This window comes from Pseudomonas sp. S30_BP2TU TE3576, assembly GCF_050436025.1.
GTDB lineage: Bacteria > Pseudomonadota > Gammaproteobacteria > Pseudomonadales > Pseudomonadaceae > Aquipseudomonas.
The window spans coordinates 2,682,420-2,706,191 of record NZ_JBNDLK010000001.1 but is presented as its reverse complement, the minus strand read 5'-3'; the positions used below and the strand labels follow the sequence as shown (position 1 = coordinate 2,706,191).

15 protein-coding genes, 2 tRNA genes and 1 pseudogene are annotated in these 23,772 nt (G+C 60.8%); 12 read left to right on the top strand and 6 right to left on the bottom strand.

The features are described 5' to 3' along the window. The first annotated feature begins 89 nt into the window (after positions 1-89). Entirely contained in the window at positions 90-2,024 is a 1,935-nt protein-coding gene (locus ABIA48_RS12285) for a methyl-accepting chemotaxis protein (protein ID WP_429488897.1), read from the top strand. 121 nt (positions 2,025-2,145) lie between these two features. On the opposite strand, the gene ABIA48_RS12280 is transcribed toward ABIA48_RS12285, so the two are convergent. The 4 genes from ABIA48_RS12280 to ABIA48_RS12265 form a co-directional block, all read right to left on the bottom strand. Beyond that, positions 2,146-3,711 carry an ABC transporter permease gene (locus ABIA48_RS12280; RefSeq protein ID WP_429488896.1) on the bottom strand — a complete coding sequence of 522 codons (1,566 nt, stop codon included), beginning with the start codon at positions 3,709-3,711 and terminating at the stop codon, positions 2,146-2,148. Continuing rightward, positions 3,711-4,721, bottom strand: a complete 1,011-nt coding sequence (locus ABIA48_RS12275) for an extracellular solute-binding protein (RefSeq protein WP_429488894.1) — start codon at positions 4,719-4,721, stop codon at positions 3,711-3,713. Before ABIA48_RS12275 ends, ABIA48_RS12280 begins: the two co-directional genes overlap by 1 nt. 341 nt (positions 4,722-5,062) lie before the next feature. Then, positions 5,063-5,149: transfer RNA gene (locus tag ABIA48_RS12270), tRNA-Leu, on the bottom strand. A 167-nt stretch (positions 5,150-5,316) separates the two neighbouring features. Further along, a tRNA-Leu gene (locus ABIA48_RS12265) sits at positions 5,317-5,403 on the bottom strand. A gap of 225 nt (positions 5,404-5,628) precedes the next feature. Between ABIA48_RS12265 and rnr the strand changes: the two genes are divergently transcribed. The 11 genes and pseudogenes from rnr to ABIA48_RS12210 all read left to right on the top strand — a co-directional run bounded on the left by rnr (position 5,629) and on the right by ABIA48_RS12210 (position 22,553). Then, positions 5,629-8,265: a ribonuclease R gene (rnr, locus tag ABIA48_RS12260; RefSeq protein WP_429488892.1), complete on the top strand. Its 2,637-nt coding sequence runs from the start codon at positions 5,629-5,631 to the stop codon at positions 8,263-8,265. Then, positions 8,262-9,030: pseudogene (rlmB, locus tag ABIA48_RS12255) on the top strand (23S rRNA (guanosine(2251)-2'-O)-methyltransferase RlmB). Before rnr ends, rlmB begins: the two are co-directional and overlap by 4 nt. Before the next feature lie 318 nt (positions 9,031-9,348). Then, positions 9,349-9,771 carry a 30S ribosomal protein S6 gene (gene rpsF, locus ABIA48_RS12250; protein WP_007982042.1) on the top strand — a complete coding sequence of 141 codons (423 nt, stop codon included), beginning with the start codon at positions 9,349-9,351 and terminating at the stop codon, positions 9,769-9,771. A gap of 28 nt (positions 9,772-9,799) precedes the next feature. Further along, positions 9,800-10,030 carry a 30S ribosomal protein S18 gene (rpsR, locus tag ABIA48_RS12245; RefSeq protein WP_002551829.1) on the top strand — a complete coding sequence of 77 codons (231 nt, stop codon included), beginning with the start codon at positions 9,800-9,802 and terminating at the stop codon, positions 10,028-10,030. A gap of 36 nt (positions 10,031-10,066) precedes the next feature. After that, the gene (locus tag ABIA48_RS12240) at positions 10,067-10,960 is read left to right on the top strand and encodes a hypothetical protein (RefSeq protein WP_116263000.1); all 894 of its coding nucleotides are present in this window, start codon (positions 10,067-10,069) and stop codon (positions 10,958-10,960) included. A gap of 19 nt (positions 10,961-10,979) precedes the next feature. After that, on the top strand, positions 10,980-11,426 hold the full coding sequence (rplI, locus tag ABIA48_RS12235) for a 50S ribosomal protein L9 (RefSeq protein ID WP_007973276.1): 447 nt from the start codon (positions 10,980-10,982) through the stop codon (positions 11,424-11,426). A 134-nt stretch (positions 11,427-11,560) separates the two neighbouring features. Beyond that, positions 11,561-12,958, top strand: coding sequence for a replicative DNA helicase (dnaB, locus tag ABIA48_RS12230; RefSeq protein WP_007982038.1), 1,398 nt, complete (start codon positions 11,561-11,563; stop codon positions 12,956-12,958). A gap of 187 nt (positions 12,959-13,145) precedes the next feature. Further along, the gene (locus ABIA48_RS12225; protein ID WP_007982036.1) at positions 13,146-15,449 is read left to right on the top strand and encodes a YgiQ family radical SAM protein; all 2,304 of its coding nucleotides are present in this window, start codon (positions 13,146-13,148) and stop codon (positions 15,447-15,449) included. Positions 15,450-15,812: 363 nt separating this feature from the next. Beyond that, complete coding sequence (locus ABIA48_RS12220; RefSeq protein ID WP_429488889.1) at positions 15,813-19,088, top strand: DUF2126 domain-containing protein; 3,276 nt, start codon at positions 15,813-15,815, stop codon at positions 19,086-19,088. An 88-nt stretch (positions 19,089-19,176) separates the two neighbouring features. Further along, positions 19,177-21,663 (top strand): circularly permuted type 2 ATP-grasp protein, encoded by a 2,487-nt coding sequence (locus ABIA48_RS12215; RefSeq protein WP_429488888.1) that lies wholly within the window; start codon positions 19,177-19,179, stop codon positions 21,661-21,663. After that, entirely contained in the window at positions 21,663-22,553 is an 891-nt protein-coding gene (locus ABIA48_RS12210) for a transglutaminase family protein (protein ID WP_429488886.1), read from the top strand. The genes ABIA48_RS12215 and ABIA48_RS12210 overlap by 1 nt, the downstream gene beginning before the upstream one ends. Before the next feature lie 133 nt (positions 22,554-22,686). Here the strand turns inward: ABIA48_RS12210 and ABIA48_RS12205 are convergent, their stop codons facing one another. Both ABIA48_RS12205 and ABIA48_RS12200 read right to left on the bottom strand, forming a co-directional pair. Beyond that, positions 22,687-22,866 (bottom strand): hypothetical protein, encoded by a 180-nt coding sequence (locus ABIA48_RS12205; protein WP_007973286.1) that lies wholly within the window; start codon positions 22,864-22,866, stop codon positions 22,687-22,689. 68 nt (positions 22,867-22,934) lie between these two features. Further along, positions 22,935-23,522, bottom strand: a complete 588-nt coding sequence (locus ABIA48_RS12200) for a TIGR00730 family Rossman fold protein (protein WP_007982025.1) — start codon at positions 23,520-23,522, stop codon at positions 22,935-22,937. Positions 23,523-23,772: the final 250 nt, after the last annotated feature.

The following is a 23,772-nucleotide window of genomic DNA, read 5'->3' as shown; positions in this document are numbered from 1 at the left end:
TGGACGGCATGACCTTTGCTGCGAACATTAAAAAAGCATTGCTTCCGGCGTGCTATCAATTTAATGGCGCCAAAGCAGAGGGATTTCAGATGTCGGCCGTTCTCTCATTGTTACAAAGCCGTTTGTTGCGGCCCGTGTTCGTTACCCTTGGTATCGCCCTTTTGGTGCAGGTGCTGGTGGCTGTTGCCCTGACCCGGAGCACGGTGACCGCGCTGGAAGCCGATCTGGGCATGCGCCTGGGCGCGGACAGTCAAAAGCTTTCCGCTGAGCTAGAACAGGCAGGGCGTGAAGTCACGTCCAGCCTGGACAACCTCTCTACCAGTACACGTCAGCGCCTCACGGCCGGTTTGTCCTCGCGACTGAAGGAAGAGCAGGCGCAATTGCGTTCGACCCTGGAAAAGGACCTGAAGGACTCCGCCAGCGACATGGCGCAGCTTCTGGCTTCGGTCGCACCCCGTGCCATGTGGGACAACGACGTTCCTACGCTTTCCGAGTTCGCCCGCCGGGCCCAGCGCAATCCCAATGTACTGTTCGTGGTGTATGACGACGCTACCGGCCAGCACCTGACGCGCTACCTCAACCGGGAAAACCCGATCAACAAGGCATTGCTGGAAAAAGGCCAGGGCGAGCGGGCACTCGACAAGGTACTGGATGCAGCGAAGAACGATCCTTCGGTGTTCTACGTCGAGGCCTCGATCAACCCCAATGGCGTGGAAATCGGCAAGGTCCTGATGGGGGTCTCGACCGCATCGGTGGAGACCGATCTCGCGGCCCTGGACAAGCGCTTCTCGGCCTTGATCGCCAGCAGCGATCAACTGGTGGGCGACAGCCTGAAAGGCGCAGCGGCTGACAGCGCGGCGGCCATGCGCTCGCGCCTGCAGTCAGCGCAGTCCACAGCGGCGGAAATGAAAGCCAACACCACCAGCACCGTACAGGAAGCGGCTGCGACATTGCGCTGGCGCATCGGTGTGTGTCTGGCGGTGGTGGGTTTCGGTGTTCTGCTGCTGTTGGCGGTAGTGCTCGGTCGCCGGGTGGTCAATCGCCTGAAAATGCTGATCGTTGCCATGGATGACTTGGCCGCAGGCGAGGGCGATCTGACCAAGCGTGTGCAGATCAGCAGCAAGGATGAGATCGGCGACATGGCCTCGGCGGTCAATCGCTTTGTGGATAAGTTGCAGCCGATCGTGCGCGAAGCGGGCGATGTGGCCCAGCGTACCGGCGTGGAAATTGGCGCCATGACCTTGCGCAACGCTGGCGCTGATGCGGCGGCGGGGATGCAGCGCGACGAGGTAGCGGAGAGTTTGCGTGCGCTGTCGCAAATGGCGGATGAGGCTCAGTCGGAAAGCCACGCCATGCAGGCGGCGCTGAAGCAGGTTGTGGACATTCGTCAGGCGACCGATGAAAACACCCGGACCTCGGCGAAAGTCGGCAGCCTGATCGAGGAGCTGGCGGGCCAGGTCAACACTGGCGCGCAAGTGATCGAGCGTCTGGCGCAGCAAAGTGAGCAGATTGAGGTGGTGCTGACGGTGATTCATGGGATCGCCGAGCAAACCAACCTGCTGGCGCTGAACGCGGCTATCGAAGCGGCGCGTGCTGGCGAGACCGGGCGCGGGTTTGCGGTGGTGGCCGATGAGGTGCGGGCGCTGGCGAGCAAGACGCAGAGCTCCACCGGCGATATTCAGGCGCATATCGTGGCGTTGCAGCAAGGTGCGCGTGAGGCGGTGGCGGCGATTGGTCAGGCCGGGCGCCAGGCCAGTGAGGGTTTGCTGGTGCTGCGTGACAGCGCGCGGTTGCAGCAGTCGGTGCAGGCATCCGTCGAGCAGGTACATGCGGCAATCGGTCTGGCCACCCAGGCCGCGGCGCATCAGGCTCAGGGGGCGCAGGCGGTGCGGGGTCGGGTCCAGACCATTCATGCCCAGGCCGAGAGGGCGGCGCAAGCTGTCGTGGAGACCACGGCCAGTGGCAAGGTGCTGGACAGTCTTGCGGCGCAGCTGAAGGCGAGCCTGGGGCAGTTCCGGGCTTGACGGGTTGCCTGGTCCGGCCCCTTCGCGAGCAAGCCCGCTCCCACATTTAATCTCTGATGTTCACAAATAGTGAGTTCACAGCAGATCTGGTGTGGGAGCGGGCTTGCTCGCGAATACGGTCTCAACGGCTCAGATACATCCGGGTCGTCAGCAGATAGACCGGCAACCCCGACACCAATATCAACAACGCCGCATAAGGCGCCGCCGCCGCAAATTCAATATTCGCGGTATGCGCCCAGACTTCCGTTGCCAGGGTGTTCAACCCGGTGGGGCTCAACAGCAAGGTTGCCGTCAGTTCCTTCATCGCATCCAGGAACACCAGCGCAAAAGCCGCGCCCAGTGCCGGGAAAATGATCGGCAGTGTCACTCGGCAGAAAGCGCTGAATGATGATGCGCCCAGTGTACGAGCAGCTTCCTCGAGTTGCGGCGCTGCCTTGTTCAGGGCGGTGCGGATCGGCGCCTGGGCCAATGGCAGAAACAGCAGGGCATAGGCGATCAGCAACAACGCGGACGTCTGGTAAAGCATCGGCACGTAGTGCAGGGCGAAATACACCAGGGTCAGGGCAATGACCAGCCCCGGCAGGGCGTGCAGCAGATACGGCAAACGCTCGGCCCAGATCGCCAGTTGACCTTTGTAGCGTACGACCAGCAGTCCGACCGGCACCGCCAGGACCAGGCACAGCGCCGCGCCACCCAGCGACAGCGCGAGGGATGACAGCAGTGCCTCGCCGATTGCCACCACGGGAAAGGCCGCCGATGATCCCACCGCCAGCCAGTAGGCCAGCATACCGAGCGGAATCCCGCTGCCAATGATTGCCAGCAGCAGGCAATAAAGCTGTCCCGCCACTGCCCACAGCCCCAGTTGAACTTGCTCGGCATTGCGCGCCGCGCCTTGGCCAGTGCGCACATGTCGGCCTTTGCCGCGTACGCGCAACTCCAGCCACAGCAACATCAGGCACAGCGCCAGCAGTACTGCTGAAAGCATGGCGGCGTTGGCGTTACTGAACTCCAGCTCGAACTGCTGATAGATCGCCGTGGTGAAGGTTTGCAGACCGATAATCGACAAGGCGCCGAACTCCACCAGCATGTGCAGTGCAATCAGCAATGAACCCGCCAGCAGCGAAGGCCAGAGCAGTGGCAGGGTGACGCGGAAAAACACGCCCCAGCGATTCTGCCCCAGCGTGCGGGCAGACTCTTCCAGGGACGGGTCGAGATTGCGCAGGGTCGCCGCCACGGGCAGAAAAATCAGCGGGTATTTGGACAGGCTCATCACCAGAATCGCCCCGCCGAGTCCTTCAAAGTGGGCGCTCAGCGAAACCCAGGTGAAGCTGCTGACAAACGCAGGCACGGCGAACGGCAGGCACAGAATCACCCCCCATAACCGCCGTCCGGAAAGATTGCTGCGTTCCAGTAGCCATGCCAGGGACAAGCCGATCACGCCGCAGGTGACGGTTACGCCGAGCATCAGCGCGAGGGTATTGCGCAGCAGGCCGAATACGTAGGGCCGCCACAGCAGGTGCAAGGCTTCGGCCCAGCCTGCCTGCCAGGCTTTGAGTCCGACGTAGGCCAGCGGCAGGAAGCTGAGTACGACCAGCAGCAATACCGGCAACACCAACCCGATCGGCGGACGCTTGCGGCGGGGCGAGTTGTTGCTGCGCAGGCAGGTGGCAGATAGCGATGCGCTCATCAGTTCAGGCCAACGTCACGTTCCAGATCCAGGGCTTCTTCGGCATTGCCCAGGTCGGCTGGCGTAACTTTCGGTGCTTGCAGCTCGCTGAATGGCTTGAGTCCGCGATCAGATTCCATGCCTTTGTGCAGAGGGTATTCGGCGGTGGTCTGGGTGATCACGCGCTGGCCTTCCTCGCTGACCATATAGGCGAGCAATTGCTGGGCTTCTTTGGGGTGTTTGCTGGATTTGAGTACTGCTGCGCTGGACACGGTGATGAGTCCGCCGACATCGCCGCCGGTGAAGTAATGCAGTTTCGAATCGAGCTGACCTTTTTCACGCTGCAGGGCGAACCAGTAGTAATTGTTGATCAGTACGGTGGCGACTTCGCCATTTTCCACTGCTTTCAATGCCACCATGTTGTTGCTGTAGGTCTTGCCGAATGCCCGTAGCCCGGTCAGCCATTCTTCGGCGGCGTCCATGCCGTGCACTTTGATGATCGCGACGGCTTGTTCCTGGAAGGCGCCGCTGGTGGGTACGAAACCGACTTTGCCCTGCCATTTTGGGTTGGAGAATTCCATCACCGAGGTCGGCAAGTCTTTTTCATCGATCAGCTTGGGGTTGAAGGCGACGACGCGCACCCTGGCAGTCACGCCAATCCAGGTGCCATTGGCGGCGACGTATTCCTTGGGCAGAACGGCCAGCGTTGCGTCATCCGTCTTGGCCAGCAGGCCTTGTTCGCCGAGTTTGTTCAGTGGCGGCGATTCTTCGGTGTAGATCACATCGGCGGGGGAGCGATCGCCTTCTTCGACGACCTGGCTGGCGAGTTGGTTGCTGCTGCCTTTGCGCACATTGACGTGGATGCCGGTCTTGGCTTCGAAGGCTTTGGCGACCGCGTCGCCGACTTCTTTGTGCTGGCCGTTGTAGAGGGTCAGGGCAGCCGGATCGGCGGCTTGGGTGAGGGGGGAGGCGAGTGCCAGGCCGAGCAGGGTAGTGGTCAAGCCGCGGCGCAGGGTATTTCGAAACATCATTCGCAGGGTTCCTCACTGTCGCATTGCAAAAACTTGCAACAATGATAAACGATATTCTTTCTCAAATGCGCCTTGCGGGGCTGGCAGGAGTTTGCTAGAGCGCCCGACGCAATCGCTTGTAGCAGCTGGCGAAGCCTGCGTTCGGCTGCGCAGCAGTCGCTAATCCTGAGTACAAGGTCATCCTGACACACAGCATCGCCTGATTTTACGACTGCTGCGCAGCCGAACGCAGGCTTCGCCAGCTGCTACAGGGAATGTGTTGATTTTTTGAATGCCGGAAACGCAAAAACCCGCTTTCGCGGGTTTCTGTGAAGTTCAAGGTCGTAACCTTGAATTTGAATTGGTGCCCAGAAGAAGACTCGAACTTCCACGACCGTAAGGTCACCAGCACCTGAAGCTGGCGTGTCTACCAATTTCACCATCTGGGCAATCATCTTCAGCGTTGCCGCTGTTGATGTGGCGCACTATACGGAGAGCGTTTTGATCTGTAAACCCCTGATTTTAAAATTAATAAACCAGGGGCCAAAAATGCAAAAACCCGCTTTCGCGGGTTTTTGTGTGAGCCTTGAAATTGATCTAATCTCAAGCTCGAAATTGGTGCCCAGAAGAAGACTCGAACTTCCACGACCGTAAGGTCACCAGCACCTGAAGCTGGCGTGTCTACCAATTTCACCATCTGGGCAGTATCGGCAACGTTGTCCGTCGTCGATGGCGCGCACTATACGGAGCGTCTTTTTAACTGTAAACCCCCGACATCAAAAAAACCTGGAAAATTTCGCCAGCGGTCTTCAAAACAGCTTTGCAGTGTCGATACAGGGCTTTAGATGGGTCGTCTTAGCTTGAAATTTCCCGTTTCATTACGCCTATGCCAAACTAACCCGCATATAGACAAGGTGAAAACTCTCTAATGGCCGATTGGCAGTCCCTCGATCCCGAGGCCGCTCGTGAAGCGGAAAAATATGAAAACCCTATTCCTAGCCGCGAACTGATCCTTCAGCACCTTGCTGATCGGGGTTCGCCTGCTAACCGCGAGCAGCTGGTCGAAGAGTTTGGTCTGACCACGGAAGACCAGATCGAAGCCCTGCGTCGCCGCCTGCGCGCCATGGAGCGCGATGCTCAGCTTATTTACACTCGTCGCGGCACTTATGCGCCGGTGGACAAGCTCGACCTGATCCTGGGCCGCATCAGCGGTCACCGCGATGGCTTCGGCTTCCTGGTGCCGGACGACGGCAGTGACGACCTGTTCATGAGCCCGGCGCAAATGCGTCTGGTGTTCGACGGTGACCGTGCCCTGGCCCGCGTATCCGGTCTGGATCGCCGCGGTCGCCGCGAAGGCATGATCGTCGAAGTGGTGTCCCGCGCTCACGAAACCATCGTTGGTCGCTACTTCGAAGAGGGCGGCATCGGTTTCGTCGTTGCCGACAATCCGAAGATCCAGCAGGAAGTGCTGGTAACGCCAGGCCGTAATGCCAACGCGCAGATCGGTCAGTTCGTCGAAGTGAAGATCACTCACTGGCCAACGCCACGCTTCCAGCCGCAAGGCGACGTGGTCGAGGTGGTGGGCAACTACATGGCGCCGGGCATGGAAATCGACGTCGCCCTGCGTACCTATGACATTCCTCACGTCTGGCCTGACGCCGTGCTCAAGGAAGCCGGCAAGCTCAAGCCGGAAGTCGAAGAGAAAGACAAAGAGAAGCGCATCGACCTGCGTCATCTGCCGTTCGTTACCATCGACGGCGAAGATGCTCGCGACTTCGACGATGCGGTCTACTGCGAAGCCCGTCCGGGCAAGCTGCGTCTGTTCTCCGGCGGCTGGAAGCTGTACGTGGCGATTGCCGACGTATCCAGCTACGTGAAGCTCGGCTCGGCGCTGGATGCCGAAGCGCAGGTTCGCGGCAACTCGGTGTACTTCCCCGAGCGCGTGATCCCGATGCTGCCCGAGCAGCTGTCCAACGGCCTGTGCTCACTGAACCCGCAAGTCGATCGCCTGGCCATGGTTTGCGAGATGACCATCTCCAAAACCGGCGAAATGACCGACTACTGCTTCTACGAAGCGGTGATCCACTCGCACGCCCGTCTGACCTACAACAAGGTCAGCGCGATGCTGGAAACGCCGAAAGCCACTGAAGCGCGCAAGCTGCGCGGCGAATACACCGACGTGGTGCCGCACCTCAAGCAGCTGTACTCGCTGTACAAGGTGTTGCTGGCCGCTCGTCACGTGCGTGGCGCGATCGATTTCGAAACTCAGGAAACCCGGATCATCTTCGGTTCCGAGCGCAAGATTGCCGAAATCCGTCCGACCGTGCGTAACGACGCGCACAAGCTGATCGAGGAATGCATGCTGGCGGCCAACGTGGCCACTGCCGAGTTCCTGAAAAAACACGAAATCCCTGCGCTGTACCGCGTTCACGATGGTCCGCCACCGGAGCGTCTGGAAAAGCTGCGCGCCTTCCTCGGCGAGCTCGGCCTGTCCCTGCACAAAGGCAAGGACGGTCCATCGCCGAAGGATTACCAGGCGTTGCTGGCCGGTATCAAGGATCGCCCGGATTTCCACCTGATCCAGACTGTCATGCTGCGCTCGTTGAGCCAGGCGGTGTACAGCGCCGATAACCAGGGCCACTTCGGCCTGAATTACGAGGCGTACACGCACTTCACTTCGCCGATCCGTCGCTACCCGGACTTGCTCACGCACCGGGCGATTCGCAGCGTGATCCATTCGAAGCAGAACACCCCGCACGTTCGTCGTGCCGGTGCGATGACCATTCCGAAGGCGCGTATCTATCCGTACGACGAAGCGTCCCTGGAGCAACTCGGCGAGCAGTGCTCGATGAGCGAACGCCGTGCCGACGAAGCGACCCGCGACGTGGTGAACTGGCTCAAGTGCGAGTTCATGAAAGACCGCGTGGGCGAATCGTTCCCGGGTGTGATCACCGCCGTGACCGGTTTTGGTCTGTTCGTCGAGCTGACCGATATCTACGTCGAAGGCCTGGTGCACGTCACCGCGCTGCCGGGCGATTACTACCACTTCGATCCTGTGCACCACCGCCTGGCCGGTGAGCGCACCGGTCGCAGCTTCCGCCTGGGCGACACCGTGGAAGTGCGGGTCATGCGCGTCGACCTCGACGAACGCAAGATTGACTTCGAGATGGCTGAAAAAACCATCAGCGCGCCGATCGGCCGCAAAAAGCGTGGCACGGAAGCGGCAGCACCTGCGGCCCTCTCTACAAAAACAGTCGCAGAACCGGCCCCGGCGAAAACCGGTCGCCGTCCTGCCAAGGAAAAGGCTGTCGAGGCCTATCGTCCGAGCGATGCAGCGGCAAAAAACGCCGAAGTGCGCAAAAGTCGTGAAATGAAACAGGCGTTGCTGGCCGGTGCGAAAAACGGCGGTAAAGCGGCGTCTGCGGGAAAGACCAGTCGGTCGGCGCCTGACAAGGCCGTCGGCGGCAAGCCAGCCAAACCGAGCAAACATCGTAAAGGCCCGCCCAAAGCGGGCTCGGCTCCAGCCAAGAGTGGCGGGGCGCGTAAACCTAAGGCCAAGCCATGAGTCAGTTGGAAAAAATCTACGGCGTACACGCGGTAGAAGCGTTGTTGCGTCACCACCCGAAGCGCGTGAAGCAGATCTGGCTGGCCGAAGGCCGCAATGATCCTCGGGTCCAGACGCTGATTGAGCTGGCCAACGAAAACCGGGTCCAGGTCGGCCAGGCCGAGCGCCGCGAAATGGACGCCTGGGTTGAAGGCGTGCACCAGGGCGTGGTCGCGGACGTGAGTCCGAGCCAGGTCTGGGGCGAGGCAATGCTCGACGAACTGCTCGATCGCACCGACGGCGCGCCGTTGTTGCTGGTGCTCGATGGCGTGACCGATCCGCACAACCTCGGCGCCTGCTTGCGTTCTGCCGATGCGGCGGGCGCGCTTGGCCGTGATCGTGCCGAAGGACAAGTCGGCGACCCTGACGCCGGTCGTACGGAAAATCGCCTGCGGTGCCGCCGAAGTGATTCCGCTGGTTGCCGTGACCAACCTGGCGCGCACCCTGGAAAAGCTCCAGCAGCGCGGCTTGTGGGTTGTCGGTACGGCCGGTGAGGCTGAGGTCAGTCTGTATGACCAGGACCTCACCGGCCCGACCATCATGATCATGGGGGCCGAAGGCAAGGGCATGCGTCGTCTGACTCGTGAGCATTGCGATTATCTGGTGAACCTGCCGATGGCCGGTAGCGTCAGCAGTCTCAACGTTTCCGTGGCCACCGGCGTCTGCCTGTTCGAAGCGCAGCGCCAGCGCAGTGTCAAAGCCAAGGCTGCCGCCAAGAAATCCTAAGCTCGACGCAATCAAAATGTGGGAGCGGGCTTGCTCGCGAAAGCGGAGTAACATTCAGCAAAAATGTTGGATGTAGTACCGCATTCGCGAGCAAGCCCGCTCCCACATTGGTTATGCGTTATGTTGAAGATTGGTGGTGTGAACGAGCTGTTCAAATATTCACCAATTACCTTGCGCCTCCTTCGCCCCTTCTCTACAATTGCGCCCCTTGCTGTGATGGCAGGCACCAACGTGTCTAGCGTCCGCAAGTCCATAAGTGTCATTCACTCCTTGTCTGACCGCTTTTGAGCGGCAGGCTACAACCCGTAAGGAGCATTCATGCGTCATTACGAAATCATCTTTTTGGTCCACCCGGATCAAAGCGAGCAAGTCGGCGGCATGGTTGAGCGTTACACCAAGCTGATCGAAGAAGACGGCGGCAAAATCCACCGTCTGGAAGATTGGGGCCGTCGTCAACTGGCCTACGCAATCAACAATGTTCACAAGGCTCACTACGTGATGCTGAACGTTGAGTGCACTGGCAAGGCCCTGGCCGAGCTGGAAGACAACTTCCGCTACAACGATGCAGTGATCCGTAACCTGGTCATCCGTCGCGACGAAGCCGTTACCGGCCAGTCCGAGATGCTCAAGGCTGAAGAAAACCGCAGTGAGCGCCGTGAGCGTCGCGACCGTCCTGAGCACGAAGGCGCTGAAAGCGTTGACAGTGATGACAGCGACAACAGCGATAACGCTGACGAGTAATCCACGGACCTTTTAAGGAGCCTATCAAATGGCACGTTTCTTCCGTCGTCGTAAATTCTGCCGCTTCACCGCTGAAGACGTGAAAGAGATCGATTACAAAGATCTCAACACTCTGAAAGCCTACGTATCCGAGACCGGCAAAATCGTTCCAAGCCGCATCACCGGTACCAAAGCTCGTTATCAGCGTCAGCTGGCCACCGCTATCAAGCGCGCCCGCTTCCTGGCCCTGCTGGCCTACACCGACAGCCACGGCCGCTGAGACCGGGCAGTCGACACGTAGCAAAGGATTGAATGCATGCGGGCCATAGCTGAGTTCATCATGCGCGGCCGTATGCAGGCCACTCTGGTAGTGGCTGGATGCGCGGCGATGCCGTTGTTTTATTGGTTGGGTGCTGCCGCCGGATGCCTTGTGCTCCTGCGGCGCGGATTGAGGGACGCCCTGGGCGTTCTTGCTCTGGGACTGCTGCCGGCATTGATCTGGTGGCTGTACTCCGACGACCCACGGGCACTTCTGGTGCTGCTGGGGTCTGCGAGCCTTGCGTTGGTTTTGCGCGCAAGCGAGTCCTGGAACCGCGTGCTGCTGGTCAGCATAGCGATGGGAGTGGTGTTTTCAGTGGTGTTGGGGACAGCTTTTGCTCCCCAGATCGAGATGCTGGCGCAGGCTTTGATCAAAGTCATGCCGTCGCTACTCGGTGATGTCTACCAGAAGATGTCGGTAGACGAACAAGCGCGTTTCGCGTCCCTGATTGCACCGGTCCTGACCGGCCTGATTGCGGCGTTGTTGCAAATCGTCAGCTTGCTGAGCCTGCTTGTCGGGCGCTACTGGCAGGCGTTGTTGTACAACCCGGGCGGTTTTGGTCGCGAGTTTCGCGCCATCCGCTTCCCGCTATTGCCGGCGATGTTGCTGCTGGCGTGCATGCTTCTTGGGCCGAACATCGGTCCACAGATGGCCATGTTGACGCCGTTGTGCAGCGTACCGCTGGTGTTCGCCGGGCTGGCCCTGATTCACGGGCTGGTGGCGCAGAAGCGACTGGCCAGGTTCTGGCTGGTGGGGTTGTACGTGACGCTGTTGCTGTTCATGCAACTGATCTATCCGTTGCTGGTGGTCCTGGCCATCGTCGACAGCCTGATTGATTTTCGCGGTCGTTCGGCACCGAAAGATGCCGATAACGCGAACGGTGAAGGTTAAAAGTTAAGAGGATTTTCACATGCAACTGATCCTTCTGGAAAAAGTCACCAACCTGGGCAACCTGGGTGACAAAGTGAACGTTAAGGCTGGTTACGGTCGTAACTACCTGCTGCCTTACGGCAAAGCTACCGCTGCGACCCCAGCCAACCTGGCTGCGTTCGAAGAGCGTCGTGCCGAGCTGGAAAAAGCTGCAGCAGATCGCAAAGCATCGGCTGAAAGCCGCGCTGCCCAACTGGCCGAGCTGGAAGTGACCATCACTGCCACCGCTGGCGACGAAGGCAAGCTGTTCGGTTCGATCGGTACTCACGACATCGCTGATGCACTGACCGCCTCCGGCGTTGAAGTGCAGAAGAGCGAAGTTCGTCTGCCGAACGGCACCATCCGCAACGTAGGCGAATTCGACGTAGCCGTGCACCTGCACGCCGAAGTTGAAGCCACCGTACGCGTTGTCGTGGTAGCAGCTTAAGCAGCACTTGTCGGCTGGCACCCTCGGGTGCTTGCCGGTAACATCGGGCACGATCCTGTTTACAGGTCGTGCCCTTTGTCTTTCTGGCATCCCAGTTTTTACATTCCTGCTTTCCAAAAAAAAACCAAGTGGCCATGAACGAAATCTCAGCTCCCGAGCAATACGACCTGCAAACCGCCGCGCTGAAAGTGCCGCCGCATTCCATCGAGGCCGAACAGGCCGTGCTCGGTGGTCTGATGCTGGACAACAACGCCTGGGAACGCGTGCTCGATCAAGTCTCCGACGGCGATTTCTATCGACATGACCACCGCCTGATCTTCCGTGCGATCGCCAAACTGGCCGATCAGAACATGCCGATCGACGTCGTGACCCTGTCCGAGCAACTGGACAAGGAAGGCCAGACATCGCAGGTCGGCGGCCTTGGCTATCTCGGCGAGCTGGCGAAAAACACCCCGTCCGTCGCCAACATCAAGGCCTATGCGCAGATCGTTCGCGAGCGGGCGACGCTGCGCCAGTTGATCGGCATCAGCACCGAAATCGCCGACAGCGCTTTCAACCCGGAAGGCCGCACCGCCGCCGAAATTCTCGATGAGGCCGAGCGGCAGATCTTCCAGATTGCCGAGGCCCGACCGAAAACCGGTGGCCCGGTGGGCGTCAACGACCTGCTGACCAAAGCCATCGACCGCATCGACACCCTGTTCAACACCGACAACGCCATCACCGGCCTGTCCACCGGCTATACCGACCTCGACGAGAAGACCAGCGGCCTGCAACCGGCCGACCTGATCATCGTCGCCGGCCGTCCGTCCATGGGTAAAACCACCTTTGCGATGAACCTGGTGGAAAACGCCGTGCTGCGTAGCGAGAAGGCCGTCCTGGTGTACTCCCTCGAGATGCCAGGCGAATCGCTGATCATGCGTATGCTGTCTTCCCTTGGCCGCATCGACCAGACCAAGGTGCGTTCCGGTCAGTTGGAGGACGACGACTGGCCGCGCCTGACTTCGGCGGTCAACCTGCTCAACGACCGCAAGCTGTTCATCGACGATACCGCTGGCATCAGCCCGTCGGAAATGCGCGCCCGGACCCGCCGTCTGGTGCGTGAACACGGCGATGTCGGCCTGATCATGATCGACTACCTGCAATTGATGCAGATTCCAGGTTCCAGCGGTGACAACCGGACCAACGAGATTTCCGAGATTTCCCGATCCCTGAAAGCCCTGGCCAAGGAATTCAACTGTCCGGTGGTGGCGCTCTCGCAGCTCAACCGTTCCCTGGAACAACGGCCGAACAAGCGCCCGGTGAACTCCGACTTGCGGGAATCCGGAGCGATCGAGCAGGACGCCGACGTGATCATGTTCGTTTACCGCGACGAGGTGTATCACCCGGAAACCGAGCACAAGGGCATCGCTGAAATCATTATCGGCAAGCAGCGGAACGGTCCGATCGGCTTTATCCGTCTGGCCTTTATCGGTAAATACACCCGATTCGAAAACCTGGCGCCGGGCAGCTATAACTTCGACGACGACGAATAACGTTGCTGTCTCGGCTGGCCCCTTCGCGGGCAAGCCCGCTCCCACAGGGATTGCATTGAACCTGTGGGAGCGGGCTTGCTCGCGAAGGGGGCGCCGCAATTTCCGACCACAGTCGTCGGAATTGGTCAAAATTTGTGCTATATTCCGCGCCCGCGAAATTCAATGAAAGCCAACACCGGTTATCGACATGCAAGCAGCCAAGCCGTTATTTGACTATCCCAAGTACTGGGCCGAATGTTTCGGGCCAGCGCCGTTCCTGCCCATGAGCAGGGAGGAGATGGATCAGCTCGGCTGGGATTCCTGCGACATCATCATCGTCACCGGTGATGCCTATGTCGATCACCCGTCGTTCGGCATGGCGATCATCGGCCGGCTGCTGGAGTCCCAGGGCTTCCGCGTCGGGATCATTGCCCAGCCGAACTGGCAGTCCAAAGACGACTTCATGAAGCTCGGCGAGCCGAACCTGTTCTTCGGTGTCGCGGCCGGCAACATGGACTCGATGATCAACCGCTACACCGCCGACAAGAAAATCCGTTCCGACGACGCGTACACGCCGGGTGGCCTGGCCGGCAAGCGTCCGGACCGCGCCAGCCTGGTTTACAGCCAGCGCTGCAAGGAAGCCTACAAGCACGTGCCAATCGTGCTCGGCGGCATCGAAGCGTCGCTGCGCCGCATCGCCCACTACGACTACTGGCAGGACCGTGTGCGCAACTCGATTCTGATCGACGCCAGCGCCGACATCCTGCTTTACGGCAACGCCGAGCGGGCCATCGTTGAAGTGGCCCAGCGCCTGTCCTACGGTCACAAGATCGAAGACATCACCGACGTGCGCGGCACTGCGTTCATCCGTCGTGATACCCCGCAAGGCTGGTACGAAGTCGATTCCACGCGCATCGACCGTCCGGGCAAGATCGACAAGATCATCAACCCGTACGTCAACACCCAGGACACCCAGGCCTGCGCCATCGAGCAGGAGAAGGGCCCGGTCGAGGATCCGCAGGAAGCCAAGGTCGTACAGATCCTGGCCAGCCCGCGCATGACCCGCGACAAGACCGTGATCCGTTTGCCGTCGGTGGAAAAGGTCCGCAACGATGCGGTGCTCTACGCTCACGCCAACCGCGTGCTGCACCTGGAAACCAACCCGGGCAATGCCCGCGCCTTGGTACAGAAGCATGGCGAAGTCGACGTCTGGTTCAACCCGCCACCGATTCCGATGACCACCGAAGAAATGGACTACGTGTTCGGCATGCCTTATGCGCGCATTCCGCACCCGGCGTACGGCAAGGAGAAGATCCCGGCCTATGACATGATCCGCTTCTCAGTGAACATCATGCGTGGCTGCTTCGGCGGCTGCACCTTCTGCTCGATCACCGAGCACGAAGGCCGGATCATCCAGAACCGTTCCCACGAGTCGATCATTCGCGAAATCGAAGAAATTCGCGACAAGGTGCCGGGCTTTACCGGTGTGATCTCCGACCTTGGCGGCCCGACCGCGAACATGTACCGCATTGCGTGCAAGAGCCCGGAAATCGAATCCGCGTGCCGCAAGCCATCGTGTGTGTTCCCTGGTATCTGCCCGAACCTGAACACCGACCACTCGGCGCTGATCCAGCTGTACCGCAGTGCCCGTGAATTGCCGGGTGTGAAGAAGATCCTGATCGCTTCCGGCCTGCGCTATGACCTCGCGGTCGAATCGCCGGAGTACGTCAAGGAACTGGTGACCCACCACGTCGGTGGTTACCTGAAGATCGCCCCGGAACACACCGAGGAAGGTCCGCTCAACCAGATGATGAAACCGGGCATCGGCAGCTATGACAAGTTCAAGCGCATGTTCGAGAAGTACTCCAAGGAAGCCGGTAAAGAGCAGTACCTGATTCCTTACTTCATCGCCGCCCACCCGGGCACCACCGATGAAGACATGATGAACCTGGCCCTGTGGCTCAAGGGCAACGGTTTCCGTGCCGACCAGGTGCAGGCGTTCTACCCGTCGCCGATGGCCACCGCCACCGCGATGTACCACTCGGGCAAGAACCCGCTGCGCAAGGTCACCTACAAGAGTGACGCGGTGACCATCGTCAAGAGCGAAGAGCAGCGCCGTCTGCACAAGGCGTTCTTGCGTTATCACGACCCGAAAGGCTGGCCGATGCTGCGTGAAGCACTGACCCGCATGGGCCGCGCCGATCTGATCGGGCCGGGCAAGAACCAGTTGATTCCTTTGCACCAGCCGTCGACCGACAGCTACCAGAGCGCCCGTCGCAAGAATTCGACGCCGGCCGGCAGCCATAAAGTGGCCAAGGAAAAGACCACCAAGATCCTCACCCAGCACACGGGCCTGCCACCGCGTGCCAGCGATGGCGGCAACCCGTGGGACAAGCGCGAACAGGCCAAGGCTGCGGCGTTTGCCCGCAACCAGCAGGCGGCCAAGGAGCGCAAGGAAGCGGCCAAGGGCAAGGGGCCGAAGCCGGCTCGCAAGCCGGTCGTGCCGCGCTAAGCCTCGCCTCCGCTGAACAGAACGCCAACCTTCGGGTTGGCGTTTTGCATTCCGGGCTTGAAAGGTATGCGAGGGCTGCTGGCCTCTTCGCGAGCAAGCCCGCTCCCACAGGTTTAGAGGCGTTCGCAAAATTTGTATTCGCCTCGGACACTGTGGGAGCGGGCTTGCTCGCGAAGGGGCCGACTCAGGCGACGACTTCGTAGCTGGCTGCCACATATACGTGCAATCGCCTTCAATCATTTTCCTGCATCGCCCGATTTTGGTGCTGTACTGCCTCCAGTAATCGAAGAAAGCGCCAGCGCTGCTGGATGGCATAAGTCTTGCGCGCTTTCCAATACGCTCAAGGCTCGCAGGAGGCACGCCGTGTCGATTCATGTCGCATTGCACCATGTCACACATTACCGCTATGACCGCGCTGTCGAGCTCGGCCCGCAGATCGTTCGCCTGCGTCCCGCCGCTCACAGCCGCACGCGGATTCTGTCCTATGCGCTGAAAATCTCCCCGGAACAGCACTTCATCAACTGGCAGCAGGACCCTCAGGGCAATTACCTGGCGCGACTGGTGTTCCCGGAGAAAACCGATGAATTGCGCATTGAAGTCGACCTGCTGGCAGAAATGGCGATCTTCAATCCGTTCGACTTTTTCCTTGAGCCCTATGCGGAAAAGATTCCCTTCGCCTATGCCACGGATGAGCGCAAGGAGCTGGCGCCGTACCTGGAAACGTTGCCGCTGACGCCGAAGTTCAAGGCCTATCTGGACGGCATCGACCGCACACCGTTGCCTGCCGTGGATTTTCTCGTCGCGCTCAACCAGCGCCTGAGCGAAGACATCGACTACCTGATCCGCATGGAGCCCGGCGTACAAACACCTGAACACACCCTCGAACAGGCCTCGGGTTCGTGCCGCGATTCCGCCTGGTTACTGGTGCAACTGCTGCGCAATCTGGGGCTGGCGGCGCGTTTCGTGTCGGGCTACCTGATCCAGCTGACCGCCGACGTCAAAAGTCTCGACGGTCCTTCCGGCACCGAGGTGGATTTCACCGACCTGCACGCCTGGTGCGAGGTTTACTTGCCCGGCGCGGGCTGGATTGGCCTGGACGCGACATCAGGGTTGTTTGCCGGTGAAGGGCATATTCCGTTGGCCTGTAGTCCCGATCCGTCCTCTGCGGCACCGATCAGTGGCCTGGTGGAACCGTGCGAGTGCGAATTCAGCCACGAAATGTCCGTGGAGCGGATTTGGGAGGCGCCACGGGTCACCAAGCCCTACACCGACGACCAGTGGCTGGCGATTCAGGCCCTGGGGCGGCAGATCGATGCCGACCTGCTCGAAGGCGATGTGCGCCTGACCATGGGTGGCGAGCCGACTTTCGTGTCCATCGATGACCCGGACGGTGCCGAGTGGAATACCGCCGCACTGGGGCCGGATAAACGACGCTTGTCCGCCGAGTTGTTCCAGCGCATGCGTAAACACTACGCGCCCAAGGGCCTGGTGCATTTTGGTCAGGGCAAGTGGTATCCCGGCGAGCAACTGCCGCGCTGGTCGCTCAATTGCTACTGGCGCCGTGACGGCGTGCCGATCTGGCACAACAGCGCGCTGATCGCCGACGAGCAAGAGGACTACGGCGCCACCGGCGAACTGGCCGGGCGTTTTCTGGCCAGTGTTGCCGAACGCTTGAAAATTCCGACGCGCTTTGTGTTTGCGGCCTACGAAGACAATTTTTATTACCTCTGGCGCGAAGGGATGTTGCCGCAGAACGTCAGCGCCGAAGACTCACGTCTGGAAGAACCGCTGGAGCGTGCGCGTCTGCGCAAGGTCTTCAGTCAAGGCCTGGACAAGGTCATCGGCCAGGTTCTGCCGCTGGCCCGCACCGCCAAAGGCGATCAGTGGCAGAGCGGGCGCTGGTATCTGCGCGATGAGCATTGTCGCCTGGTGCCAGGAGACTCGCCGCTGGGCTATCGCTTGCCACTCGGTTCGCAACCGTGGGTAAAAGCGGCGGAGTATCCATTCATTCATCCGCAAGACCCGAATCAGGACTTTCCGCCGCTGCCCGACACAGGGCAACTGCAGAACCAAAGTGCGGCTGCCGTCACTGATGAGCGCGTGCCGGACATCGACGAATCCGCCGATTGGCTGACCCGTACCGCGTTTTGCGCCGAAGCCCGGGAAGGCCGGTTGTACCTGTTCATGCCGCCGCTGGAGCGGGTCGAGGATTACCTCGAACTGGTCGCCGCCATCGAGGCCACCGCTGAAGAACTGCTGTGCCCGGTATTGCTGGAGGGCTACGAGCCGCCGAGCGATCCGCGCCTGAGCAATTTCCGCATCACCCCGGATCCGGGGGTGATCGAGGTCAACGTGCAGCCGTCCGCGACGTGGGATGAATTGGTCGAGCGCACCGAGTTTCTCTACGAAGAAGCGCGCCAGACCCGCCTGACCACCGAGAAATTCATGATCGACGGCCGGCACACCGGCACGGGCGGCGGCAACCATTTCGTGCTGGGTGGGGCGACTCCGGGCGACTCGCCGTTTCTGCGTCGTCCGGATCTGCTGCGCAGCCTGATCAGCTACTGGCATAACCACCCGTCCTTGTCCTACCTGTTTTCCGGATTGTTCATCGGCCCGACGTCCCAGGCGCCCCGCGTGGACGAAGCGCGCAACGATGCCTTATACGAGCTGGAGATCGCCTTTGCACAGATGCCGGAACCGGGTGAGGCATGCCCGCCATGGCTGGTGGATCGACTGTTGCGCAATCTGCTGATCGATGTGACCGGTAACACCCACCGCGCCGAGTTTTGCATCGACAAACTCTATTCGCCGGACGGTGCCACCGGGCGCCTCGGATTGCTGGAGCTGCGTGCGTTCGAGATGCCGCCCCATGCCCGCATGAGCCTGGCGCAACAATTGTTGCTGCGGGCGCTGGTCGCACGATTCTGGCGCGAACCCTATGCGCCGCCGAAGCTGGCGCGCTGGGGTACGGAGTTGCACGATCGCTTCCTGTTGCCGCACTTCATCGAGCAAGACTTTGCCGATGTCATCGTCGACCTCAACGCCGCTGGTTATGCGGTGCGGGCCGAGTGGTTCGCCGCACATCTGGAGTTCCGTTTTCCCAAGGTTGGCGACTACGCCGTCAGTGGTATTGCGCTGGAACTGCGCCAGGCGCTCGAGCCCTGGCACGTGCTGGGCGAAGAGGGCGCCATGGGCGGTACGGTGCGTTACGTGGATTCGTCGCTGGAGCGTTTGCAGGTCAAGCTCAGCGGCTTGCCGCCCCAGCGTTATCTGCTGACCTGCAATGGCATCCCGGTGCCATTGCAACCCACGGGGCGGCTCGGCGAGTTCGTCGCTGGCGTGCGTTTTCGTGCCTGGCAACCGGCCAACTGCCTGCAGCCGACCATTGCGGTCCACGCGCCCCTGGTGTTCGACCTGCTCGATACCTGGATGCAGCGCTCGCTGGGCGGCTGCCAGTATCACGTCGCCCATCCGGGCGGACGCAATTACGACAGCTTGCCGGTCAATGCCAACGAGGCCGAGAGTCGGCGGATGGCGCGTTTCTTCCGCATCGGACACACGCCGGGGAAACTTCCCATACCCAATCTGGAAATTAACGACGAGCTGCCGATGACACTCGATTTGCGACGTTTCTAAACCGTACGCGACGCTCGGATTTTTCGTATATCCGGGTGTCGCGAGCCTGCGTTAGTCTGACCGTTCATTGCTGTCTGCCGAGCTTTCCATGCCTGACCTGCTAGACCGCTACCCGCTGACGGCGGGCACCTATCACGAACTGCTCGACGACAGTGGCGCCGTGCGCCCGCACTGGCGCCGGCTGTTTGAGCAGTTGCAACGCAGCACGCCGGCGCAACTGGTGCAGCGCCAGGCCCTGCTGACCCGGCAAATCCAGGAAAACGGTGTCACCTACAACGTCTATGCCGACCCCAAGGGCGCTGACCGGCCATGGGAGCTGGATCTGCTACCCCATGTGATCGCTGCTGATGAGTGGGAACAATTGTCGGCCGGCATCGCTCAGCGGGCGCGCTTGCTCAATGCCGTGCTGGCTGACCTTTACGGTCCGCAACGGCTGATTGCCGAAGGTCTGCTGCCCGCCGAGCTGGTGTTCGGTCACAACAACTTCCTTTGGCCCTGTCAGGGCATCAGCCCGCCTGACGGGGCTTTCCTGCATTTGTATGCCGTGGATCTGGCGCGCACGCCCGATGGCCGCTGGTGGGTCACGGCGGACCGTACCCAGGCGCCTTCGGGTGCCGGGTATGCGCTGGAAAACCGCACGATTGTGTCCCGGGCCTTTCCCGAGTTGTACCGTGATTTGAAGGTGCAACACCTGGCCGGGTTCTTCCGCACCTTGCAGGAAACACTGGCCCGTCAGGCCCCGAGTGACGGCGACGCACCTTTGGTGGTGCTGCTGACGCCGGGGCGTTTCAACGAAAGCTATTTTGAACATCTGTACCTGGCTCGACAGCTCGGTTATCCGTTGGTGGAGGGCGGCGACCTGACGGTGCGCGACGCCACGGTCTATCTGAAGACCCTGAGTGGTCTGCGTCGGGTGCACGCGATCATGCGTCGGCTCGATGACGATTTCTGCGACCCGCTGGAGTTGCGCACCGATTCGGCCCTCGGTGTGCCGGGTCTGCTGGAAGCTGTGCGGCAGGGGCGGGTGCTGGTGGCCAACGCTCTGGGCAGCGGTGTGCTGGAGTCGCCAGGCTTGCTGGGTTTTCTGCCGAAGATCAATCAATTCCTGTTCGGCGAAGAGCTGATTCTGCCGTCCATCGCCACCTGGTGGTGCGGTGAAGCGCCGGTGTTGGCCCAGGCCTTGGAAAAACTCCCGGAGCTGCTGATCAAACCGGCGTTTCCGTCCCAGAGCTTTGCACCGGTATTTGGTCGTGATTTGGGTGAAAAACAGCGCCAGGAGCTCGCCGAGCGCATGCAGGCGCGGCCCTATGCTTATGTGGCGCAAGAACTTGCGCAATTGTCCCAGGCACCGATCTGGCAAGCCGAGGACGGTCAACTGCAACCCCGGGCCATTGGCATGCGCATGTACGCGGTGGCCAGCCGCGAGGGTTATCGGGTATTGCCCGGCGGCTTGACCCGGGTCGCCGCGCAAGCCGATGCCGAAGTGGTGTCGATGCAACGCGGCGGCGCCAGCAAGGACACCTGGGTGCTGGGCGATCGAGCGCCCAGCGGCGAACAATGGAAAGCCCAGCGCAACATCGGCGCGCATGACCTGGTGCGGCGCGATCCGTACCTGCCATCGCGGGTGGTGGAAAACCTGTTCTGGTTTGGCCGTTACTGCGAACGTTGCGATGACAGTGCCCGTTTGCTGCGCATCATGTTGGCACGCTATGTCGACGGCGACGACCCGCAAGCCTTGCAGGCCGCAGTCGATCTCGGCGAGCGGCTGATGCTGCTGCCCGATGAGGGTGAATTGCCTGAGCGCCTGTTGGCGGCGCTGCTCGGCGACGACTGGCCGTTCAGCCTGCGCTCCAACCTGCAACGCTTGCAGTGGGCCGCTTCGCAAGTGCGCGGCAAGCTCTCGCGGGAAAACTGGCAGGCGCTGGTGGAGTTACAGCGCGAAGCCATGGAGCTGGAAACCGAAGAGCCGGATTTCGGCGAGTTGCTGGATTTTCTCAACCGCCTGGTGATGTCCCTCGCGGCGCTGTCAGGCTTTGCCCTGGACGATATGACCCGGGACGAAGGCTGGCGTTTCCTGATGATTGGCCGGCGGATCGAGCGTCTGCAATTTCTCAGCGGCAGCCTGGCGGCGTTCCTGCGAGGCGCCGGGGCCTTCGATCAGGCCGGGCTGGAATGGTTGCTGGAACTGGGCAACAGCAGCATCACCTACCGCTCTCGATACCTGGCGGTGGCGCAGTTGATACCGGTGCTCGACCTGCTGTTGCTCGACGAGCAGAACCCTCACGCCGTGTTGTTCCAGTTGAAACTGGTGACCGGCACCCTCAAACGCCTCAACGATGATTTTGGCGTGCCGCGTGAAGCAGCGCTGGCGCAATTGGTGGAGCGTCTGGCGCGATTCGATCTGGGCTGCCTGGAAAACCCGCTGTTCGGCGACGCGAGTGTTCGCGCCGCCATCGAAGGGCTGGCCGCACTGTTGCAGGAGATCGCCGACGCCAGCGGGCAAGTCTCCGATCGCCTGGCGCTGCGGCATTTCGCCCATGTCGACGATGTCAGCCAGCGCACGGTGTCCGTCTGATGAGTGCTCAATACCAGATTTTCCACGACACCCATTATCACTACGACAGCCCGGTGTCCCTGGCCCAGCAACTGGCGCATTTGTGGCCGCGGCCTTGTGCCTGGCAGCGCTGCACCGACCGACAATTGCAGATCAGTCCGCAGCCGACCTCGCGTCGCGATGAGCTGGATGTATTCGGCAACCCGCTGACCCGGCTGGCGTTCGAGCGTCCCCACGATGAATTGCTGGTCAACGCCAGCCTCACGATCGAAGTGTTGCCCCGGCCTGTGCTGGACTTCAATCGGTCTCCGGCGTGGGAAGACACACGAAGCGCGCTGACCTACAGCAGCCAACCGCTGTCACCCGAGTTGCTCGAAGCCTGCCGATACCGGTTTGAATCGCCGTATGTGCATTTGAAGAGAAACTTCGTCGAGTTTTCCGAGAGCTGCTTCCCGGCGGGTCGACCGCTGTTGCTTGGTGTGCAGGCACTGATGGAGAAAATCTTCAGCGAGTTCACCTTCGACGCCGAAGCGACCCAGGTGGCGACGCCACTGGTGGAGGTGCTGGAGCGCCGGCGCGGGGTCTGCCAGGACTTTGCTCACCTGATGCTCGCATGCGTGCGTTCCAGAGGGTTGGCGGCGCGGTACATCAGCGGCTATTTGCTGACCCGGCCTCCACCGGGTCAGCCGCGATTGATCGGCGCCGATGCGTCCCATGCCTGGGTCTCGGTATTTTGCCCGGTGCTGGGGTGGGTGGATTTCGACCCGACCAACAATGTGCAACCGGCGCTGGAGCACATCACCCTGGCCTGGGGCCGGGATTTTTCCGATGTATCGCCGTTGCGGGGGGTGATTCTGGGTGGGGGCAACCATGATCCGGAAGTTCAGGTGACGGTGATGCCGCTGGAGTAGTAGCTCCCACAGGGGATGTGCAGTGGTTTCTGGATAGGGGTATTTCAGATTGGCCTGTGAGGGTCGGCAGCAAAGCTGCCAACCCTGGACACAGATCCGGCAGGCCTGATCAGATCAACCGGCCCGGAGGTTCTCAGGCGTCGGGCGCCGAGTCTTTCGGTGCATCAACATCATCTTCCGCCGCCACTTCACCCTCAGGGTTCAGTGCCGCTTCTTCAGCTGTAGCTTTCTTGCGCTGAAGCTTTTCCTCTTTCTTCTGCTCCTTGGCCAAGTCTCTCTGACGTTTGGCGAAGGAATAATTAGGTTTAGCCATGGGCGATCCTCTGGGGTCGAAGGTGAGGTTGAGCGGCGTATATTCTGCCCTGTATCGGTGCCGAGCCGTTAGCTGGGTTTTTGCTCGGCCCATTTTGGCGCTACGGACGGTTGCCAGGCATCCAGTGCATCGAGCAGGGTTTGCGCTGATTCGCTCACCTGCAGCATGTCACGGTGCTGCCCGCGAACGAAGCCTTCGCCGACGATGTGATCGAGAAAAGACGTCAATTTGCTGTAGAAACCGTTCACTTCCAGCAAACCCAGCGGTTTGCCGTGGTAGCCGAGCTGGCCCCAGGTCCAGACTTCGAACAGTTCTTCCAGGGTGCCAAGGCCACCGGGCAGCGCGATAAAGGCATCGCTGAGCTCGGCCATCCGCGCCTTGCGTGCGTGCATGCCATCGACGACTTCCAGGCGAGTCAGGCCGCTGTGGCCGATTTCCTTGTCCTTGAGGCTTTGCGGGATGATGCCGATCACTTCACCGCCGGCCGCCAGGGCCGCATCGGCGACGATTCCCATCAGGCCCACGGCGCCACCGCCATACACCAGGGTCAGCTTGCGCTCGGCCAATGCCCGGCCAAGGGCCACGGCGGCTTCGCGGTAAGCCGGGTTGGTGCCGGTGCTGGCACCACAAAATACACAAACAGATGCTAAAGACATGCCTTGCTCCAGGGTCGATCACGGCCACAGAGTAAAGGCAGGCGCCCGGCACTCCAAGGGCTAGACTTCTTGTTTTGACGTTTCGTATGTTCCGCTGGCGCCGCAGGCGTAGGCGGCGAGCAAACTGCACAACAGGCTGTTGATCGACATGACAGACGCTCCATTTGAAGGGGACTGTCTGATGATAGGGCCGGACCAGACGCTTGGCCGGTAGATATTTCGTATCGGTGCCATAGCGCGAAAGTTGTAT

Coding starts and splice junctions, on each gene's coding strand:
- ABIA48_RS12285 (WP_429488897.1), top strand. CDS start 90: ATGTCGGCCGTTCTCTCATTGTTACAAAGCCGTTTGTTGCGGCCCGTG.
- ABIA48_RS12280 (WP_429488896.1), bottom strand. CDS start 3,711: ATGAGCGCATCGCTATCTGCCACCTGCCTGCGCAGCAACAACTCGCCC.
- ABIA48_RS12275 (WP_429488894.1), bottom strand. CDS start 4,721: ATGATGTTTCGAAATACCCTGCGCCGCGGCTTGACCACTACCCTGCTC.
- rnr (WP_429488892.1), top strand. CDS start 5,629: ATGGCCGATTGGCAGTCCCTCGATCCCGAGGCCGCTCGTGAAGCGGAA.
- rpsF (WP_007982042.1), top strand. CDS start 9,349: ATGCGTCATTACGAAATCATCTTTTTGGTCCACCCGGATCAAAGCGAG.
- rpsR (WP_002551829.1), top strand. CDS start 9,800: ATGGCACGTTTCTTCCGTCGTCGTAAATTCTGCCGCTTCACCGCTGAA.
- ABIA48_RS12240 (WP_116263000.1), top strand. CDS start 10,067: ATGCGGGCCATAGCTGAGTTCATCATGCGCGGCCGTATGCAGGCCACT.
- rplI (WP_007973276.1), top strand. CDS start 10,980: ATGCAACTGATCCTTCTGGAAAAAGTCACCAACCTGGGCAACCTGGGT.
- dnaB (WP_007982038.1), top strand. CDS start 11,561: ATGAACGAAATCTCAGCTCCCGAGCAATACGACCTGCAAACCGCCGCG.
- ABIA48_RS12225 (WP_007982036.1), top strand. CDS start 13,146: ATGCAAGCAGCCAAGCCGTTATTTGACTATCCCAAGTACTGGGCCGAA.
- ABIA48_RS12215 (WP_429488888.1), top strand. CDS start 19,177: ATGCCTGACCTGCTAGACCGCTACCCGCTGACGGCGGGCACCTATCAC.
- ABIA48_RS12210 (WP_429488886.1), top strand. CDS start 21,663: ATGAGTGCTCAATACCAGATTTTCCACGACACCCATTATCACTACGAC.
- ABIA48_RS12205 (WP_007973286.1), bottom strand. CDS start 22,866: ATGGCTAAACCTAATTATTCCTTCGCCAAACGTCAGAGAGACTTGGCC.
- ABIA48_RS12200 (WP_007982025.1), bottom strand. CDS start 23,522: ATGTCTTTAGCATCTGTTTGTGTATTTTGTGGTGCCAGCACCGGCACC.